The sequence below is a fragment of the Burkholderia sp. LFS061 genome (assembly GCF_047978125.1).
GTDB lineage: Bacteria > Pseudomonadota > Gammaproteobacteria > Burkholderiales > Burkholderiaceae > Burkholderia > Burkholderia pyrrocinia_C.
In genome coordinates this window covers 78380-97217 of sequence record NZ_JBFPFS010000004.1, presented here as the reverse complement: position 1 = coordinate 97217, position 18838 = coordinate 78380, and the positions used below count along the sequence as shown (strand labels likewise).

The window sequence follows — 18838 nt, the reverse complement described above, 5'->3', positions numbered from 1 at the left end:
GACCGGAATTCAACGCTTGCGTTTATCGGTGCGATCTCGTCCATGACGGGCGCCGAACGAGCGCTTCCGCGTGAAGTCGGCGTCCGCCACCCGTTGCGGCCGGTCGACCCAGCGCGACATATAAGCGGCTTTCAAGGGAAAACGCTCACTCGTTCCGAAGATCCGAAAGCTTGTCCCCGCTTGATTGGATCGGTTGCAACAACCGGGAGCCCGGCGCACCGCGTGGCTGATCTGACTCGAGCCCCGCGCCCAGCACGGCTTGAGACCCCAAAAGGCAAGCAATGATCAGAGATCCCCACGCACTTCACCGGTTCCCAGTGCGCTTCGCCGTCGGTTGACTTCCGCCCAAAGCTCATCGCTGTCGTCATTGCGCAGCAGGATCATGCAGTCCAGTTGATCGTCGGTCACGCCGAAGTATTCCAGGATGTCCCGGCGTACCGCATCGACGAACTGAGCGTATTCCGGGGTTGCCTGGGCCTGCGCGTGCAAGGCGTCGTATGCTGCATCGTCCGCGCCGCCGCCGTGCTCATCGATATAGCGCGAAATCCACTGGTCTCGTTCGTGGTCGTAATCGGCCTCGGCTCGCATCGCTTGCACAGCGGTGTAGAAATCCAATTGGGCAAACGCGGCGATCGCCGCCGTTGTCGCCTCGTCGAATGTAGTCGTCATTCCATCCATCAAGTTGGTCATCGCACATCGATTTTATCTTGTGCGAACGCGTCGATGTTCTTTAGCGCTGAAGCGTGTCGAACAACTTGTTGAACGGATCAACCTGTGCCATCAGGCCTTCGTTGAGTCCATCGATTGCATGTTGAAGATCGCTTTCCAGCGCGTCGACCGACGAATAGCTGTATGGGTCGTCAGACTGCTTCCAACTGACATGTTGACGGAGAATGGCATCGTATGTGTCGCTCTTGAACATGACAATGTCGCCGATCACTCTGCGTGTATACGCGTGATAACGGCCGGGCGTTACATATCCTGTTCCGACGCGAATGAACAAGACCGCATCGCTCCCTTGATAGGGCGAGCCGCTTGCGTGCAAGACGAGGTGGCCGTCCGGTTTGATCGTGGGGAGGCCTGGCGATGACGCATCAACCTCTTTTACGGTGAAGCCATGGTTTCGCAGGACCATTTCGATACTGTCGGTGAAGTGCCGATTAAGCCCCGTATCACCTAATTTGGCCGTGACAAGATCATTGAGTGATGTCGGCGAGTCGTTGTCGTTCTTGCTGAGCCCGGCGTTGACAGCGCCCGCGACGGCTCCTGTTGCGAGCGCTCCGACTATGCCAGCACCTGGAATTGGAACCGGGATGTGAATGGGGCCGGACGGTCCGAATGCGATGTAAACCGCCTTGCCCGGATAGACCACCGTCACGGTTTTAACCGCGCCCAGTTGTTCATTATTGACTTCGGACGTCGTATCGCTTGCATGGCCCGAGATAGAAATCAGGAGCATCAAAGCGGCGAAGCTTCTCTTGTTCAGTAACATGTGCGTCCAATCTCCACGCCTGTTCGTCGGCTAGATATTTACAAGACGCACTCGTTAACGGATCTTCGGGGAAAAGCTTGAACGGGGGCCAGCGGACCAAGTACGAGGAGAACGAAGAAGCGTAAGGGCGTTACTCCAATAGCCGATCTCCACGATTCTGCGATTGCACGATCTCGGCCTGACCGACGATTCGGGCCCCCTCAGCAACGTCCAGCATACGACCGATCCAAAGCGTATGCGGATAGGCCTCGGGTGTAACCAGCCAGACTTCGGCCAAGCACTGCTCACCCGTTGTTACGCTGCGTCTCCCGGCGAACTCGTGATGGGCTGACGACCAATAGTCTGGCCGAATTTTGTACACCGGACGGTAGCCCGTCCGTACTTGCTTTAAGGTGCCCTCCCACGTAAGCGCGGTCAGCGTGAACGTCACTAGCAGGTCAGGCTGTCGGATTGGGCGAGTCATGTAGCGGTTGTCGAAAGCGTTCGGACGACAATGAAATTGTCGACGATCCAAACGTCAATGTCGACCGACCGCATGCACGGGCCACGGCTGGCCGGGCATCGAATAGATCATATTGCGACATATTGGATTCCACGACCGCATCGGTGATACAGCGCGCTTGACGCACGTCATCGCGCGAACGCACCTGCGCCCGCTCACGTCCACCCTTCGAGCCGCAACGTCGAGCGCACGAGCCGCTGTTCCTCCTGCTCGATCTCGCGCAGATACTCGACGCACTGGCGGATATGTTCGCTCGCGGCCTTGCGCGCCTGCTCGGGCAGCCGCCCGGTGACCGCGTTGTAGAGCCGCGCATGCTGGCGGTCGATCTGCTTCTTCAGCGGTTCGCGGTGATAGAGGTTGTTCACCGACGCGAACACCGAACTGAGCAGCAGGTCGGTCAGCGACTGCAGCGTGTTGACGAGCACGGGGTTGTGCGACGCCTCGCAGATCGCGAGATGGAACGCGTGATCGAGCTTCGCGCGCGCGGCGGGATCGAGATCCTGCGCGTCGGCCGCCGTCATTTCGTCGTAGCGCCGCCTGATCAGGATGAAATCGGCCGGCGTGCCGCGCAGCGCGGCGAGTCGCGCGGCCTCGGCCTCGAGCATCCCGCGTACCTCGAACAGGTCGTACAGCGTGCGCGGCTGCGAGCCGAGCAGATGCATCATCGGCGTGATTTCGCGCTGCGGGGTCAGGCTCGCGACGAACGAACCCTTGCCGTGCATCGTGTCGATGATCCCGCGCGCGTGCAGCAGCTTCATCCCTTCGCGCACGGCCGTGCGCGACACGCCGAGCTTCTCGGTCAGCCGCCGCTCGGACGGCAGCGCCTGCCCGGCCTTCAGCACGCCGTCGACGATCAGCTTCTCGATCCGTTCGGCGACGACGTCGGCCACGCGCCGTGCCGGCCCCTCTCGATCCTGCATTTCCATACTGGTACGACCACTTTGGACGGATATCGGCGATTTTCTCACAAACCCTTGTCCTGATTCAGTTTTCTGGTTCTCCGCACGGCGGCTTTCGGGTGCCTTCATAAAAACTGGTACGACCACATGGAAGACGTCTGGACAGGCGCGTCTGGCCCGCCAAGAATCCCGTCCATCCGGCGTGTCGCGCATCGCGCGGCCGCCCGCATGGTGGAGACGGAGACTGACCGATGAGTTTCATTTATGACGAACGGATCGACGGCCCGCTGGCGACCGTCGGCCGCGACACGCTCGTCGCCGCGCTGCATGCGGCGGCGCCCGGCCTCGACGTGCTGCACGAACTCGAGGCGCTCAAGCCGTTCGAATGCGACGGCCTCGCCGCGTACCGCACGGTGCCGCTCGCGGTCGTGCTGCCCGACACGGTCGAGCAGGTGCGCGCGGTGCTGCGCGTCGCAGCCGCGCACAGCGTGCCGGTGGTGGCGCGCGGCGCGGGCACGGGGCTGTCGGGCGGCGCGATGCCGCTCGAAAAAGGCATCCTGCTCGTGATGGCGAAGTTCAACCGGATTCTCGACATCGACCCCGACGCCGGCATCGCGCGCGTGCAGCCCGGCGTGCGCAACCTCGCGATCTCGCAGGCGGCCGCGCCGAACGGCCTCTACTACGCGCCCGATCCGTCGTCGCAGATCGCGTGCTCGATCGGTGGCAACGTCGCCGAAAACGCGGGCGGCGTGCATTGCCTGAAATACGGGCTCACGGTGCACAACATCCTGAAGGTCGAGATCCTGACGATCGACGGCGACACGCTCACGCTCGGCGCCGATGCGCTCGATGCACCGGGCTTCGACCTGCTCGCGCTGTTCACCGGCTCCGAAGGCATGCTGGGCATCGTCACGGAAGTGACCGTGAAGCTGCGGCCGTTGCCGCCGTGCGTGAAGGTGCTGATGGCGAGCTTCGACGATGTCGCCGAGGCCGGCGCGGCGGTCGCGCGGATCATCGGCGCGGGCGTGATTCCGGGCGGCCTCGAGATGATGGACAACCTCGCGATCCGCGCGGCCGAGGATTTCATCCACGCGGGCTATCCGGTCGATGCGCAGGCGATCCTGCTGTGCGAGCTCGACGGCGCGGCGAGCGACGTCGACGAGGATGCAGAACGCGTCGCCGCGCTGCTGCGCGACGCGGGCGCAACCGAGATCCGAGTCGCACGCGACGAGGCCGAGCGGCAGCGCTTCTGGGCCGGCCGCAAGAACGCGTTCCCCGCGGTCGGCCGCATGTCGCCCGACTACTACTGCATGGACGGCACGATCCCGCGCCGCGAGCTGCCGCGCGTGCTCGAAGGGATCGCCGCGCTGTCTGCCGAATACGGGCTGCCGGTCGCGAACGTGTTCCATGCGGGCGACGGCAACATGCACCCGCTGATCCTGTTCGACGCGAACCGGCCCGGCGAGCTCGACCGCGCGGAAGCGCTCGGCGGCCGGATCCTCGAGCTGTGCGTCGCGGCGGGCGGCAGCATCACCGGCGAGCACGGCGTCGGGCGCGAGAAGATCAACCAGATGTGCGTGCAGTTCAACGCCGACGAAATCACGTTCTTCCACGCAGTGAAGGCCGCATTCGATCCGCAGAGGCTGCTCAATCCCGGCAAGAACATCCCGACGCTGCACCGTTGCGCCGAATTCGGCGCGATGCACGTCCATCACGGCAAGCTGCCGTTTCCCGAACTGGAGCGCTTCTGATGCGACGCGAAATCGAATCGATCGACGACAGCGCGGCGCTCGTCGCCCAGGTTGACGCCGCGCTCCGCGACCGCCAGCCGCTGCACATCCGCGGCGCCGGCACCAAGGCGTTCCTCGGCCGCCCCGTCGAAGGCCGCACACTCGACGTGCGCACGCATCGCGGCGTCGTCGCGTACGACCCGACCGAGCTCGTCGTCACCGCGCGCGCGGGCACGCCGCTCGCCGATCTCGAAGCGATGCTCGATTCGGCCGGCCAGATGCTGCCGTGCGAACCGCCCGCGTTCGGCGGCGCGGCAACGGTCGGCGGGATGTTCGCGGCGGCGCTGTCGGGGCCGCGCCGCCCGTGGGTCGGCGCGGTGCGCGACTTCGTGCTCGGCTGCCGCGTGATCACCGGCCACGCGAAGCACCTGCGCTTCGGCGGCGAGGTGATGAAGAACGTCGCGGGCTACGACGTGTCGCGGCTACTCGCCGGCAGCTTCGGCTGTCTCGGCGTCGTGACCGAGGTGTCGCTGAAAGTGCTGCCGAAACCGCGCGCGACGTGCGATCTCGCGTTGCCGCTCGCTGCCGGCGAAGCCGTGCAGCGCGTCGCCGCATGGCGGCGCGCGGGGCTGCCGCTCGCGGGCGCGTGCCACGCGGACGGCGTGCTGCGCGTGCGGATCGAAGGCGGCGAGGGCTCGGTGAAGGCTGCGCGCGACACGATCGGCGGCGACCGGATGGACGACATCGGCGACGCGTTCTGGGCACGGCTGCGCGATCTCGCGCTGCCGTTCTTCGACGATCCGCGCCCGCTGTGGCGCGTATCGGTGCCGGCCGCCGCGCCGCTCGACGCGTGGCCCGGTGCGCAACTCGTCGACTGGGGCGGCGCCCAGCGCTGGCTGAAAAGCGATGCCGCGCCAGCCGACGTGCAGCGGCTCGCCGCGCAATGGGGCGGCCACGCGACCTGCTTCACGCCGGGCACGACGCACGAGCCGTTCCAGCCGCTGCCGCGCGCGCTGCTGCGCGTGCATCGGCAACTCAAGACGCAACTCGACCCGCACGCGATTTTCAATCCCGGGCGCCTGTACGCCGACCTCTGACCTTCGAAGCGACCCGCCGATGCAAACCAATCTCAGCGAAGCAAGCAAGGCCCTCGCCCGGGCCGACGAAGCGGAAGCGATCCTGCGCGCGTGCGTGCACTGCGGCTTCTGCAATGCGACCTGCCCGACCTACCAGGTGCTCGGCAACGAGCTCGACGGGCCGCGCGGCCGCATCTACCTGATCAAGCAACTGCTCGAAGGCGAGCCGTGCGGCGAGCGCACGCAGCAGCATCTCGACCGCTGCCTGACCTGCCGCAACTGCGAGACGACCTGCCCGTCCGGCGTGCGCTACCACACGCTGCTCGACATCGGCCGCGCGGAAGCCGAGAAGCGCGCGCAGCGTCCCACGCGCGAGCGCCTGCTGCGCGCGGGGCTGCGTCACGTGGTGCCGCGCCCGGCGACGTTCGCCGCGTTATTGAAGGCCGGCCGCGCGCTGCGCCCGCTGCTGCCCGGCGCGCTGCAGGACAAGATCCCGGCCGCCGTGCCCGCGGCCGCGCCGCGCCCGGCCGTGCGTCACGCGCGGCGCGTGCTGATGCTCGAAGGCTGCGTGCAGCCCGCGCTGTCGCCGAACACCAATGCGGCCGCCGCGCGCGTGCTCGACCGGCTCGGCATCAGCGTGGGCCCGGCGCGCGAGGCCGGCTGCTGCGGCGCGACCGAATATCACCTGAACGCACAGGACGCCGGCCTCGCCCGCGCACGCCGCAACATCGACGCGTGGTGGCCCGCGATCGAAGCCGGCGCGGAAGCGATCGCGCTGACGGCGAGCGGCTGCGGCGCGTTCGTCAAGGAATACGGCGACCTGCTGCGCTCCGACCCCGTCTATGCGGAGAAGGCGCGCCGCGTCAGCGCGCTCGCGCGCGATCTCGCCGAGGTGATCGCGGCCGAGCCGCTCGACGCGCTGGCCGATGCGACGCCACGCCGCGTCGCGGTCCACTGCCCGTGCACGCTGCAGCACGCGCAGCGCCTCGGCGGCGCGGTCGAAAGCATCCTGACGCGGCTCGGCTTCGATCTGACGAATGTCGCCGACGGCCACCTGTGCTGCGGCTCGGCCGGCACGTATTCGCTGACGCAGCCCGCACTCGCGACGCAACTGCGCGACAACCGGCTCGATGCGCTGGAAGCCGCGCGGCCGGACCTGATTGTCACGGCCAACGTCGGCTGCCAGACTCACCTGAACGGCGCGGGCCGCACGCCCGTGCGCCACTGGATCGAACTCGTCGACAACCGACTGATCAACTGACTGGTTCCGGAGGACATCCATGCAGACGAAACCCGAACTCGAACTCGCCGATGCCGACCGCATGCTCGCCGCCGCCCGCGCGGAGGCGGAGCGCCACGGCTGGGCCGTGTCGATCGCCGTCGTCGACGACGGCGGCCACCTGCTCGCGTTCGCGCGGCTGAACGGCGCATCGCCGGCCAGCTCGACTATCGCGCAGGACAAGGCGCGCGCGGCGGCGCTCGGCCGTCGCGAGACGAAGGCTTATGAGGATATGATCAACGGTGGCCGCACCGCGTTTCTCAGCGTGCCGCTGACGGGGTTGCTCGAAGGCGGCGTGCCGGTCACGGTCGGCGGCCGGATTGCGGGCGCGATCGGCGTGTCTGGCGTAAAGTCCGAGCAGGACGCGCAGATCGCCCGCGCCGGCACACAAAGCGTCGCGACATAGGAGGGCCTGTTCACGCTAATAACGGGCTTGCGCTGGACACCAGAAGGGCCGAGCGCAAGGACTGCGACGAAGCGAATACTCGACGTATTCGCAAGGAGCATGACGCAGCGATCGGCCCTTCTGGTGGCCAGCCCCACAAATGATTTTTTCCGATCAGGGGAACGAGCCCGTTATTAGCGTGAACAGGCCCTCTAGCCGCGCGCGCGCATTTTTCCCCGGGAGGATAACGATGATCGACCAAGCAGGACTGCAAGTCGCGCCAGCGCTGAGCCAGTTCATTGAAAACGAAGCACTGCCGGGCACCGGCATCGACAAGGCCGCATTCTGGAGCGGTTTCTCGGCCCTGGTGCACGATCTGGCGCCGCGCAACCGCAAACTGCTCGCGGAACGCGACCGCCTGCAGCAGGAACTCGACACCTGGCACCGCGCGCACCCCGGCCCCGTGCGCGACCACGCCGCTTATCGCGCATTCCTCGAAAAAATCGGCTACCTGGTACCGGTCCCGTCGAACGTCGCGGCAGCCACCGCGAACGTCGACAGCGAAATCGCCACGCAGGCCGGCCCGCAGCTCGTCGTGCCGCTGTCGAACGCGCGTTATGCGCTGAACGCCGCGAACGCCCGCTGGGGCAGCCTGTACGACGCGCTGTACGGCACCGACGCGCTGCCCGAGGACGGCGGCGCCGAACGCACCGCGACCTACAACCCGACGCGCGGCCAGCGCGTGATCGACTACGCGCGCAACGTGCTCGACAACGCGGCACCGCTCGCGAGCGGCTCGCACCGCGAGGCGCTGCGCTACCGCGTGCAGGACGGCCAGCTCGCCGTCGAAACCGCGAAGGGTGTCGTGCATCTCGCACAGCCGGCGCTGTTCGTCGGCTATCAGGGCACGGCCGACGCGCCGTCCGCGATCCTGCTGAAGCACAACGGCCTGCACATCGAGATCCAGATCGACGCGTCGACGCCGATCGGCCGTGCCGATCTCGCAAACGTGAAGGACGTCGTGCTCGAAGCGGCGGTCAGCACGATCATCGACTGCGAGGATTCGGTCGCGGCGGTCGACGCCGACGACAAGGTCCAGCTCTACCGCAACTGGCTCGGCCTGATGCAGGGCACGCTGGTCGAGGAAGTCGCGAAGGGCGGCAAGAGTTTCACGCGTCGCCTGAACGCCGACCGCGACTACACGACGCCCGACGGCGGCACGCTGTCGCTGCACGGCCGCTCGCTGCTGTTCGTTCGCAACGTCGGCCACCTGATGACCAACGGCGCGGTGCTCGACCGCGACGGCAACGAGATTCCGGAAGGGATCCTTGACGGCGTCGTCACGACGCTGTGCGCGCTGCACGACCTGAAGGCGAAGCGCAACTCGCGCACGGGTTCGATCTACATCGTGAAGCCGAAGATGCACGGCCCGGTCGAAGTCGCGTTCGCCGATACGCTGTTCGCGCGCATCGAGGATCTGTACGGCCTGCCGCGCAACACGCTGAAGATGGGCATCATGGACGAGGAGCGCCGCACCAGCGTGAACCTCGCCGCGTGCATCGCGGCCGCCGCCGCGCGGGTCGCGTTCATCAACACCGGCTTCCTCGACCGCACCGGCGACGAGATGCACACGGCGATGGAAGCGGGCCCGATGATCCGCAAGGGCGACATGAAGTCGTCGGCCTGGATCACGTCGTACGAGCGCAACAACGTACTCGCGGGCCTGTCGGCCGGCCTGCGCGGCCGCGCGCAGATCGGCAAGGGCATGTGGGCGATGCCGGACCTGATGCACGCGATGCTCGAGCAGAAGATCGCGCATCCGCGCGCGGGTGCGAACACCGCGTGGGTGCCGTCGCCGACCGCCGCGACGCTGCACGCGCTGCACTACCACCTCGTCGACGTGCAGGCCGTCCAGCAGGAGCTCGAAAAGACGCCGTACGCGAGCGAACGCGACGCGCTGCTCGAAGGCCTGCTGACCGTGCCGGTCGTCGAGCGTGCCGAATGGAGCGAAGACGAGATTCTGCGGGAGGTCGAGAACAACGCGCAGGGCATCCTCGGCTACGTCGTGCGCTGGGTCGAACAGGGCGTCGGCTGCTCGAAGGTGCCGGACATCCACGACGTCGGCCTGATGGAAGACCGCGCGACGCTGCGCATTTCGAGCCAGCACATCGCGAACTGGCTGCGCCACGGCGTGATCACCGAGGCCTTCGTGCTCGACGTGTTCAAGCGGATGGCGCGCGTCGTCGACCAGCAGAACGCCGGCGACTCGAACTATCGCCAGATGGCGCCCGGCTACGACCAGTCGACCGCGTTCAAGGCCGCGTGCGCGCTCGCGCTGCAGGGCACGTCGCAGCCGAGCGGCTATACCGAGCCGCTGCTGCACCGGTTCCGGCTCGCGTTCAAGGCGCAACAGCACGGCGCCTGAGCATGCGCATGCGGGCCCGTCCCGCATGCCGGCTCCGCGAAACGGGCGGCCCTCATCGCCGCCCGTTTTTCATTTTTACGTTCGCGCGGCCGTTGAAACTGTATGTTGAAACCGATAATCGGAACATATCGCGCGATTTCAAGTTTCGCGTGCGCCGGCCGTTAATCCGCCTGAATCGGCGGCCGTACGCGGCACGCTTGCACCCGCCACGCGGCAAAACCTTGCGCAGTAACGCTCTGCCCGATATTTGCAAGCCCGGGATTTCACGGTAATTTGACCCCGATCAACGGGTCGCAACATTTTCCGCGCACGCGAATGCGCGCGTTATACTCCGTTGAATCCGCGCCGCCCGATTCGTCGGATCGTCGAATCGCGGCAGATGCCGCCAATGAATGCATGATTTACCGGTATATCTGATCGCGATTACAGATAATCGGTGTCCATTTTCTCCGCCGGGCGGGAAGAAGGCGCCGGAAGAGGGCCGCGCACCGGATCGCTGCCGACACGTCATACGAACAATCGCATCGGCCCGCCGCCTGGCGACGATGCCCATCGATCCACGGACCATGGCAGAAACCGACTACGCAATGCCCAGCGAATCCGGCCGGACAAGCCGTGTCGCCGCTCATCTGCGCCGGTTCCTGCTGCCGCACCTGATCTTCTATACGGGGCTGCTGATCGCGCTGCTCCTTCTGCTCCTGTGCGGAATCGTGCTGTACGAGGGCCGCATCGACGCGCGCGACCGCTCGCGCACGATGCAGCAGAACCTCGCGCTGATGGCGTCGTGGGACATCGAGCGCAACATCGAGATCTATTCGCTGTCGCTGCAGGCCGTCGTCGAAGGCGCGAACGACCCCGCGGTCATCGCGCTGCCGATGCCGCTGCGCCGCCAGGTGCTGTTCGACCGCGCGACGACGGCCAAGTACCTCGGCGGCATCTACGTGCTCGACGCAAAGGGCGACATCGCGGTCGACGGCAAGGGCGACGTGCCGCGCAAGGCCAACTTCGGCAACGAGCCGTACTTCACCGTGCATCGCGACCGGCCCGACGTCGGCCTGTACGTCAGCCCCCCGTACCATTCGCGGCTGCGCGACGGCTCGCCGAGCATCGCGCTCAGCCGGCGGATCACGAAGCCCGACGGGTCGTTCGGCGGCGTCGCGGTGATGTCGATCCGGCTCGAATATTTCCAGAACCTGTTCTCGCGCCTGTCGCTCGGCGACCGCGGCTCGGTCGCGCTGATCAACACGCGCGGCCTGATGCTCGCGCGCGAACCGTACGACCCGAAGATCGTCGGCCGCGACATCAGCCGCGCCAGCACGTTCCGGCATTTCATGACCGCCAGCGAAGGCAGCTTCGCCGACACCGCGACGATCGACGGCGTGCGGCGCCTGTACGTGTTCCGGCACCTCGATCACCTGCCGCTCATCGTCATGGTCGCGCGCTCGGAAGCGGACACCTACGCCGCGTGGTACGACCGTGCGATTCCGATCGGCTCCGCGATGGTCGCGCTCGCGATCGGCTTCGTCGGCCTGTCGCTGCTGCTCGACGTGCAGCTGCGCAAGCGGCATCGCGCGGAAACCGAGCTGCAGGCGCTCGCGCGGACCGACGGCCTCACGGGCCTCGACAACCGCCGGATGCTCGACGTCACGCTCGCGCGCGAATGGCGCCGCGCCGCGCGCTCGCAGCATGCGCTGTCGCTGCTGTTCATCGACGTCGATTACTTCAAGCGCTACAACGACACGCAGGGCCACCAGGCCGGCGACGACGCGCTCGCCGCGGTCGGCCATTGCATCGGCGGCTGCCTGCGCCGCCCGGCCGACTATGCGGCGCGCTACGGCGGCGAGGAGTTCGTCGTGGTGTTGCCCGACGTCGACACCGACGGCGCGGTGACGATCGCCGAGACGATCCGCACGGGCATCCTCGATCTCGGCATCCGGCACGACGCCGGCACGGCCGGCCGCCTGACGGTGAGCATCGGCGTGACGACGAGCTATCCCGAACTCGACGACAACATGCAAGCCGCGCTGAAGCTCGCCGACGATGCGCTGTATCGCGCGAAGGAAGGCGGGCGCAACCGCATCGTCGTACTGGCGGGCGCGTCCCCCGACAATCTCGAGTCGCGGCGGGCCTGAGCGCGCGGGCACCCGAGCCGCGGCGGGGTGGCCGCCTGGTCGCAGCCACCCACGTGCAAAATCGCCGACAATGTCGGCTCGATACGCCGCCGCGCGGCTGACGCGCCCGGCCGGCCCACGCCTGGCCGGCCGCACCTGGCCGGCCGCACCGGTTCGCGGCCGCTTCACACCACCATGAGACTCAAGGCAAAGATCTTCCTTCTGGCCATCGTGCCGTTCCTGCTCGCGATCGCCGGCATCGGCTTCGGCGTGCGCCAGCAGGCGACGTCGCTCGCACGCACGCAGCACGCGACGATCCAGGCCGCGTACCTGTCGAGCAAGGAAGTCGAGCTGAAGCACTACGTCGAGCTCGCGACGAGCGCGATCATGCCGCTCTACGACGCGAGCGGCCGCAATGCGCGCGACGACGCGCTGCTGCGCACGCAGGCGCTCGCGATGCTGCAGAAGATGGATTTCGGGCCCGACGGCTATTTCTTCGTGTACGACCTGCACGGCAATTCGCTGATGCATCCGCGCGAGCCCGAGCGCGTCGGTCACAACTTCTGGTCGATGCGCGACCCGCAGGGCGCGCTGACGATCCAGAAGCTGATCGGCGCGGCGTCGCACGGCGGCGGCTACGTGCGCTACGCATGGCAGCGGCCGTCGACGGGCCGCGTCGCGCCGAAGCTCGGCTACGTCGTCGCACTCGAACGCTGGGGCTGGATGGTCGGCACGGGCATCTATCTCGACGACGTCGACACCGCGCTGCAGCGCATCGACGCGCGCGCGTCCGCGAACATCGAGCGCACGATGAGCTGGCTCACCGCGATCGCGCTCACCGGCGCGGCGGCGATCGCCGTGTGCGCGCTGGTGCTGAACGTCAGCGAGTCGCGCAGCGCCGACGCGAAGCTCAAGCTGCTCGCGCAGCGCGTCGTCGAATCGCAGGAGCAGGAACGCGCGCGGCTGTCGCGCGAACTGCACGACGGGATCAGCCAGATGATGGTGTCCGCGAAGCTGATGCTCGAATCCGCGCTCGCGCGCTTCGAACGCGGCACGTCGCGCATGCCCGAGGCCGAGCAGGCGCTCGTGTCGGGCGTCGGGCGGCTCGGCGACACGCTGCGCGAAGTGCGGCGCATCTCGCATGCGCTGCGTCCGTCGATGCTCGACGATCTCGGCCTCGCGGCCGCGCTCGAGCAGCTCGTCCGCGAACTCGGTGCCGAAAGCGGCATCGACATCGGCTATACGCAGGTCGCGCACAGCGGCATGCGGCCGCTGCCCGAGGCCGTCAACACCGCGCTGTTCCGGATCGCGCAGGAAGCGCTCAGCAACATCGTGCATCATGCGCAGGCGACGCGCGCGGCCGTCACGCTCGACGTCGGCGCCCAGTCCGTCACGCTGACCATCGCCGACAACGGCTGCGGCTTCGACGCCGAACGCTCGCAGGCCGACGCGCGCCGCGGCATCGGCCTGCGCAACATGCGCGAACGCCTCGACGCACTCGGCGGCATGCTGACGATCACGTCGCAGGTCGGCCACACGATCGTCGCCGCGCGCGTGCCGCTGCGCAGCGCCGCGTGAAGACACGCCCCATAACAGGAGACCTTTCGCATGAGCGCCCCCGACACCGCCCGGCCCGCCGCCCGATTGCTGCTCGTCGACGATCACCCGCTCGTGCGCGACGGCCTGCGGATGCGGCTCGAAGCGGCCGACCTGTCCGTGGTCGGCGAGGCCGGCAACGCCGACGAGGCGCTCGCGCTCGCCGCGTCGCTCGAACCCGATCTCGCGCTGATGGATGTCGGCATGAACGGGATAAACGGCATCACGCTCGCGGGCGTGTTCCACGAGCGCTTTCCCGGCATCCGCGTGCTGATGCTGTCGATGCACGACAACGTCGAATACGTGACGCAGGCCGTGCGTGCCGGCGCGAGCGGCTATCTGCTGAAGGATTCGCCCGCGAGCGAGATCGTCCGCGCGATCGGCGCGGTGCTGGCCGGGCAGACGTTCTTCAGCGAAGGGCTCGCCGCGCGAATGATCCACGCGAGCGCGACCGCGTCGCCGCTCGATCGCCTGACGCCGCGCGAACGCGACATTCTCGATGCGCTGGCCGAGGGGTTGTCGAGCAAGCAGATCGCGCAGCAGACGGGGCTGTCGGTGCGCACGGTCGAAACGCACCGGCTCAACCTGAAGCGCAAGCTCGAGATCGAAGGGCAGGCCGAGCTGATCAAGTTCGCGGTCGAGCATCGGCGGCGGTAGGGTAGCGCGACACCGCGATCCGCAACGAAAAAGGGCGCCCGAGGGCGCCCTTCATGCATCCGGACCGCGAGCCGCGCAGCGGCCGTCAGTTCGTCCGCGAATTGTGCTTCTGCAGATACGCGATCAGCCCGTCGATCCCGCCCGACGCGAGCTGGCTCTTGAACTGGCCCTGGTAGACCTGGATCAGCCACGCGCCCGACATGTCGATGTCGTAGATCTTCCAGTCGTTGCCGACCTTGCCGAGCCGATAGCCGACCGACTGGCTGTCGCCCGGCGTCGTCACCGTCGATTGCACGAGCGCGTCGGCGCCCGATGCGCCGCCGGCCTTGAACGAGAACTTCGCGTCCTGGCTGCCGAGCTGCGCGAGCGACGCGGCGTAGGTGCGCGTCATCAGCAGCCTGAACTGCTTGTACAGCTCCTGCTGCTGTTGCGGCGTCGCCTGCTTCCACGCGTCGCCGACGGCGATGCGGGTCGTGCGCTCGAAGTTGGTCGCGGGCAGGAAGCGCTGCTCGACGACCTGCGTGACCTTCGCCATGTCGCCGCCGCGTGCGGCCGGATCGGCCTTCATCGCGGTAACGGTGCCCTCGACCGCATTGCGGACGATGTCGACCGGCGCGCTCTGCGCGAAAGCGGAAACCGACACGGCGGCAGCCGCGACGAAAGCAAACAGATGACGTTTCATACGATTATTCGCACTCGATGGGAAAAAACGACCGGCTCCTTGCAGCGGCCGGTGCAGCAAAGTATACCGGGCCTGACGCCCGGCTGCCGCGCCGTGACCGACTGTTACCTTTCAGCTGCATTTGTCACAGGCGCGGGCGGCGGCACGGCGAGACGGCGCGGCGCCGATTATGTAAATATCCCCTTACAAAACAGCCGGCCACCGGTATCGATTCCGCCGCCGCGAACAAATCTCCTTCCCGCCCCGAAACCCGCAACGTCACGTCAGTCGCCACGCCGCGCCGGTATACTTGGCTACTTTGCCCTTGCCAGCCGCTCCCCACCGCCACATGGTGACATCTCTCATCGTCCGACTCGTTGCGTGGTCGGTGCGCCGTCCCGTCTGGGTCGTCGTCCTGTCGCTCGTCATCGCTGCCCTCAGCGGTGTCTACGTCGCGCAGCATTTCAAGATCAATACCGACATCAGCAAGCTCGTCGATGCGGAACCGCAATGGGCTGCGCTCGGCCAGGCCGTCGATAAAGCGTTCCCGCAACGCAACGGCACGATCCTCGCGGTCGTCGAGGCGCCAGCGCCCGAATTCGCGAATGCCGCCGCGCATGCGCTGACCGAAGCGCTGCAGAAGCAGGCCGAAGCCGGTCGCATCGGCCAGGTCGCCGAGCCCGGCGGCGGGCCGTTCTTCGAGCACAACGGGCTGCTGTTCCTGGCGCCGCAGGAAGTCTCCGATACGACGACTCAGCTCGCGAGCGCGCGCCCGCTCGTCAACGAACTCGCGAAGAACCCGAGCCTGACCGGGCTCGCGACGACGCTGGCCACCACGCTCGGCCAGCCGCTCCTGACCGGCCAGGTGAAACTGCCGGCGATGGCGAAGCTGCTCGCGCGCAGCGCCGCGACGGTCGACGACGTGCTGGCCGGCAAGCCGGCCGCGTTCTCGTGGCGCGCGCTGGTCGACAGCGATGCCGCGCGGCAGCCCGCGCGCGCATTCGTCACCGTGCAGCCCGTGGTCAACTACGGCGCGCTGAAGGCCGGCGCGGAAACCAGCCAGGTGATTCGCGACGCTGCCCGTTCGCTCGACCTCGAAAAGCGCTACGGTGCGGCCGTGCGCCTGACCGGCGAACAGCCGCTCGCCGACGACGAATTCGCATCGGTCGAGGACGGCGCGGCGCTCAACGGCGCGCTCACGCTGCTCGCCGTGCTCGTCATCCTGTGGCTTGCGCTGCGCTCGAAGCGGATGATCGGCTCGGTGCTCGTCACGCTGTTCGTCGGCCTCGTCGTGACCGCCGCGCTCGGCCTCGCGATGGTCGGCTCGCTGAACATGATCTCGGTCGCGTTCATGGTGCTGTTCGTCGGCCTCGGCGTCGATTTCTCGATCCAGTACGGCGTGAAGTACCGCGAGGAACGCTTCCGCGACCAGCGCATCGATCACGCGCTGATCGGCGCCGCGCACTCGATGGGCATGCCGCTCGCGCTGGCCACGGCGGCCGTCGCGGCGAGCTTCTTCTCGTTCATCCCCACCGCCTATCGCGGCGTGTCCGAACTCGGCCTGATCGCGGGTGTCGGGATGTTCGTCGCACTGCTGACCACGCTCACGCTGCTGCCCGCGCTGCTGCGCCTGTTCGCGCCGCCGGGCGAATCGAAGACGCCGGGCTTCCCGTGGCTCGCGCCGGTCGACGATTTCCTCGATCGCCATCGCAAGCCGATCCTGATCGGCACGCTCGCGGTCGTGATCGGTGCGCTGCCGCTGCTCGCGTTCCTGCGCTTCGACTTCAACCCGCTGCACCTGAAGGATCCGAACAGCGAATCGATGGCGACGCTGCTCGCGCTGAAGGATTCGCCCGAAGCGGCCGTCAACGACGTCACGCTGCTCGCGCCGTCGCTCGCCGAAGCCGATGCGGCCGCGAAGCGTCTCGACGCGCTGCCCGAAGTCGGCCGCACCACCACCCTGTCGACCTTCATCCCCGCCGACCAGCCGGCCAAGCGCGCGGCGATCGCCGCGGCCGCGAGCGACCTGCTGCCCGCGCTGACGCAGCCGGCCGCGCCGCCCGCGACCGACGCGCAGCGCGTCGCCGCACTCAAGCGCGTGTCGGATCTGCTCGGCTACGCGGCGGAAGATCACCCGGGCCCGGGCGCGGCCGCCGCGCAACATCTGTCCGCGTCGCTCGCGAAGCTCGCCGCCACCGACAGCGCGACGCGCGACCGCGCCGAGCGCGCATTCTCCGATACGCTGCGCATCGCGCTGAACCAGCTCGCCGCGCTGCTGCAGCCGCAGGACATCACGCGCGCATCGCTGCCGCCGCCGCTCGTGCGCGACTGGGTCGCGCCGGACGGCCACGCGCTCGTGCAGATCTCACCGAAGGTGCCGAAGGGCGTCGACCCGAACGACGACACGATGCTGCGCCGTTTCGCGCAGACCGTGAAGGCCGCGGAACCGGGCGCGACCGGCGGGCCGATCTCGATCCTGCATTCGGCCGACACGATCATCAACGCGTTCCTGCATGCGGGGGTGTGGTCGATCATTTCGATCACGATCCTGCTGTGGGTCACGCTGCGCCGCTTCGGCGACGTGCTGCGCACGCTGGTGCCGCTGCTCGTGTCGGGTGTCGTGACGCTCGAGATGTGCGTCGTGCTCGGCATGCCGCTCAACTTCGCGAACATCATCGCGCTGCCGCTGATGCTCGGCGTCGGCGTCGCATTCAAGGTGTATTTCGTGATGGCGTGGCGCGCGGGGCAGACGGGATTGCTGCACTCGAGCCTCACGCACGCGGTGCTGTTCAGCGCCGCGACGACGGCGACCGCATTCGGCAGCCTGTGGCTGTCGCACCACCCGGGCACGTCGAGCATGGGCAAGCTGCTCGCGCTGGCACTGACCTGCACGCTGATCGGCGCCGTGGTGTTCCAGCCCGTCCTGATGGGCAAACCGCGCGTCAAACGCGCCAAGAACCAATCGCAAGGAATCAATGAATAAGGTGCGAATCATCGCGGCGACCGTCGCCGCCAGCGCGATGCTGACCGGCTGCGCGACGGGACCGAACCGCAATCCCAACGATCCGCTCGAGCCGATGAACCGGACGATGTACAAGATCAACGACGCCGTCGATTCGAACATCGCCGTGCCGATCGCGAAGGGTTACCAGAAGATCACGCCGACGCCCGTGCGCACCGCGATCAGCAACTTCTTCTCGAACCTAGGCGATCTCGGCAACATGGCGAACAACCTGCTGCAGTTGCGCATCACCGATGCGACGCAGGATCTGATGCGCGTGACGATGAACTCGCTGTTCGGCGTCGCCGGCCTGATCGACATCGCGACGCCGGCCGGGCTGCCGAAGCATCACCAGGATTTCGGCCTGACGCTCGCGCGCTGGGGCGTGCCGTCCGGCCCGTATCTCGTGCTGCCCGTGTTCGGGCCGAGCACGGTCCGCGACGGCGTCGGCCGTGCGGTGGACGTGCGCTTCAACCTGCTCAACTACATCGAGCCGGCTGCGCGCAACCCGATGTACATCGCGCAGTTCATCAGCGCGCGTTCGGACCTGCTCGGCGCGACCGACCTGCTGAAGCAGGCCGCGCTCGATCCGTATTCGTTCGTGCGCGACGCGTACCTGCAGCAGCGCAAGTCGCTGACGTATCGCAGCCAGTCGTCGTCGACCGCGCTGCCGAACTACAGCGAGCCGGGCGAATCGGGCGCCGTGCCGGCCGCGACGCCGGCCGTGCCGGGGCTGCCGAACTACGAGGATCCGGGCGAGTCGGGCGGTGCATCGGGCGCCGCGCCGAACAATGCACCGGCCGCGCCAGGGTTGCCGCAGTACGACGATCCGGGTGCGGACAATGCAATGCCCGCGAGTGCACCTGCTGCGGCACCGGCAGCGGCATCGTCGGGCCCGGCGACGGCACCAGCCGCCGACGGTGCGCCGATCGCCCCGGCGATACCGACCGTGCCGGCGAGCAGTCCGGCCGCGCAGTAACGGCGGCAGCCTCTGATCCGAGGGGCTACACGCCAGCCGTCCAGG

The 18838-nt window shown here is 67.6% G+C and carries 14 protein-coding genes; 10 read left to right on the top strand and 4 right to left on the bottom strand.

The genetic code is table 11. The features are described 5' to 3' along the window. Positions 1-285: 285 nt before the first annotated feature. The 3 genes from ACNQQL_RS04925 to glcC form a co-directional block, all read right to left on the bottom strand. Positions 286-669, bottom strand: a complete 384-nt coding sequence (locus ACNQQL_RS04925) for an ATP-dependent protease (RefSeq protein ID WP_072440275.1) — start codon at positions 667-669, stop codon at positions 286-288. Positions 670-730: 61 nt separating this feature from the next. Continuing rightward, entirely contained in the window at positions 731-1492 is a 762-nt protein-coding gene (locus tag ACNQQL_RS04920; protein WP_347063399.1) for a hypothetical protein, read from the bottom strand. Positions 1493-2149: 657 nt separating this feature from the next. Next, complete coding sequence (gene glcC / locus ACNQQL_RS04915; protein WP_204422139.1) at positions 2150-2920, bottom strand: transcriptional regulator GlcC; 771 nt, start codon at positions 2918-2920, stop codon at positions 2150-2152. 224 nt (positions 2921-3144) lie between these two features. Here glcC and glcD point away from each other — a divergent pair, with 224 nt between their 5' ends. From glcD to ACNQQL_RS04875, 8 genes are all read left to right on the top strand, one after another. Then, on the top strand, positions 3145-4644 hold the full coding sequence (glcD, locus tag ACNQQL_RS04910) for a glycolate oxidase subunit GlcD (protein ID WP_347063398.1): 1500 nt from the start codon (positions 3145-3147) through the stop codon (positions 4642-4644). Further along, on the top strand, positions 4644-5720 hold the full coding sequence (glcE, locus tag ACNQQL_RS04905) for a glycolate oxidase subunit GlcE (protein WP_347063397.1): 1077 nt from the start codon (positions 4644-4646) through the stop codon (positions 5718-5720). Before glcD ends, glcE begins: the two co-directional genes overlap by 1 nt. Positions 5721-5739: 19 nt before the next feature. Then, entirely contained in the window at positions 5740-6960 is a 1221-nt protein-coding gene (gene glcF, locus ACNQQL_RS04900) for a glycolate oxidase subunit GlcF (RefSeq protein WP_347063396.1), read from the top strand. Between the two features lie 19 nt (positions 6961-6979). Continuing rightward, positions 6980-7384 (top strand): GlcG/HbpS family heme-binding protein, encoded by a 405-nt coding sequence (locus ACNQQL_RS04895; protein WP_072439899.1) that lies wholly within the window; start codon positions 6980-6982, stop codon positions 7382-7384. 229 nt (positions 7385-7613) lie between these two features. Further along, positions 7614-9788, top strand: a complete 2175-nt coding sequence (locus ACNQQL_RS04890) for a malate synthase G (protein WP_347063395.1) — start codon at positions 7614-7616, stop codon at positions 9786-9788. Between the two features lie 566 nt (positions 9789-10354). Continuing rightward, positions 10355-11920, top strand: a complete 1566-nt coding sequence (locus ACNQQL_RS04885; RefSeq protein WP_072439895.1) for a sensor domain-containing diguanylate cyclase — start codon at positions 10355-10357, stop codon at positions 11918-11920. Between the two features lie 174 nt (positions 11921-12094). After that, complete coding sequence (locus tag ACNQQL_RS04880) at positions 12095-13477, top strand: cache domain-containing protein (protein ID WP_347063394.1); 1383 nt, start codon at positions 12095-12097, stop codon at positions 13475-13477. Between the two features lie 30 nt (positions 13478-13507). After that, on the top strand, positions 13508-14152 hold the full coding sequence (locus tag ACNQQL_RS04875) for a response regulator transcription factor (protein ID WP_347063393.1): 645 nt from the start codon (positions 13508-13510) through the stop codon (positions 14150-14152). Positions 14153-14237: 85 nt separating this feature from the next. On the opposite strand, the gene ACNQQL_RS04870 is transcribed toward ACNQQL_RS04875, so the two are convergent. After that, on the bottom strand, positions 14238-14834 hold the full coding sequence (locus ACNQQL_RS04870) for an MlaC/ttg2D family ABC transporter substrate-binding protein (RefSeq protein WP_034181524.1): 597 nt from the start codon (positions 14832-14834) through the stop codon (positions 14238-14240). A 328-nt stretch (positions 14835-15162) separates the two neighbouring features. Between ACNQQL_RS04870 and ACNQQL_RS04865 the strand changes: the two genes are divergently transcribed. Further along, positions 15163-17796 carry an MMPL family transporter gene (locus tag ACNQQL_RS04865; RefSeq protein ID WP_347063392.1) on the top strand — a complete coding sequence of 878 codons (2634 nt, stop codon included), beginning with the start codon at positions 15163-15165 and terminating at the stop codon, positions 17794-17796. Beyond that, complete coding sequence (locus ACNQQL_RS04860) at positions 17789-18793, top strand: VacJ family lipoprotein (protein WP_347063391.1); 1005 nt, start codon at positions 17789-17791, stop codon at positions 18791-18793. The genes ACNQQL_RS04865 and ACNQQL_RS04860 overlap by 8 nt, the downstream gene beginning before the upstream one ends. Positions 18794-18838: the final 45 nt, after the last annotated feature.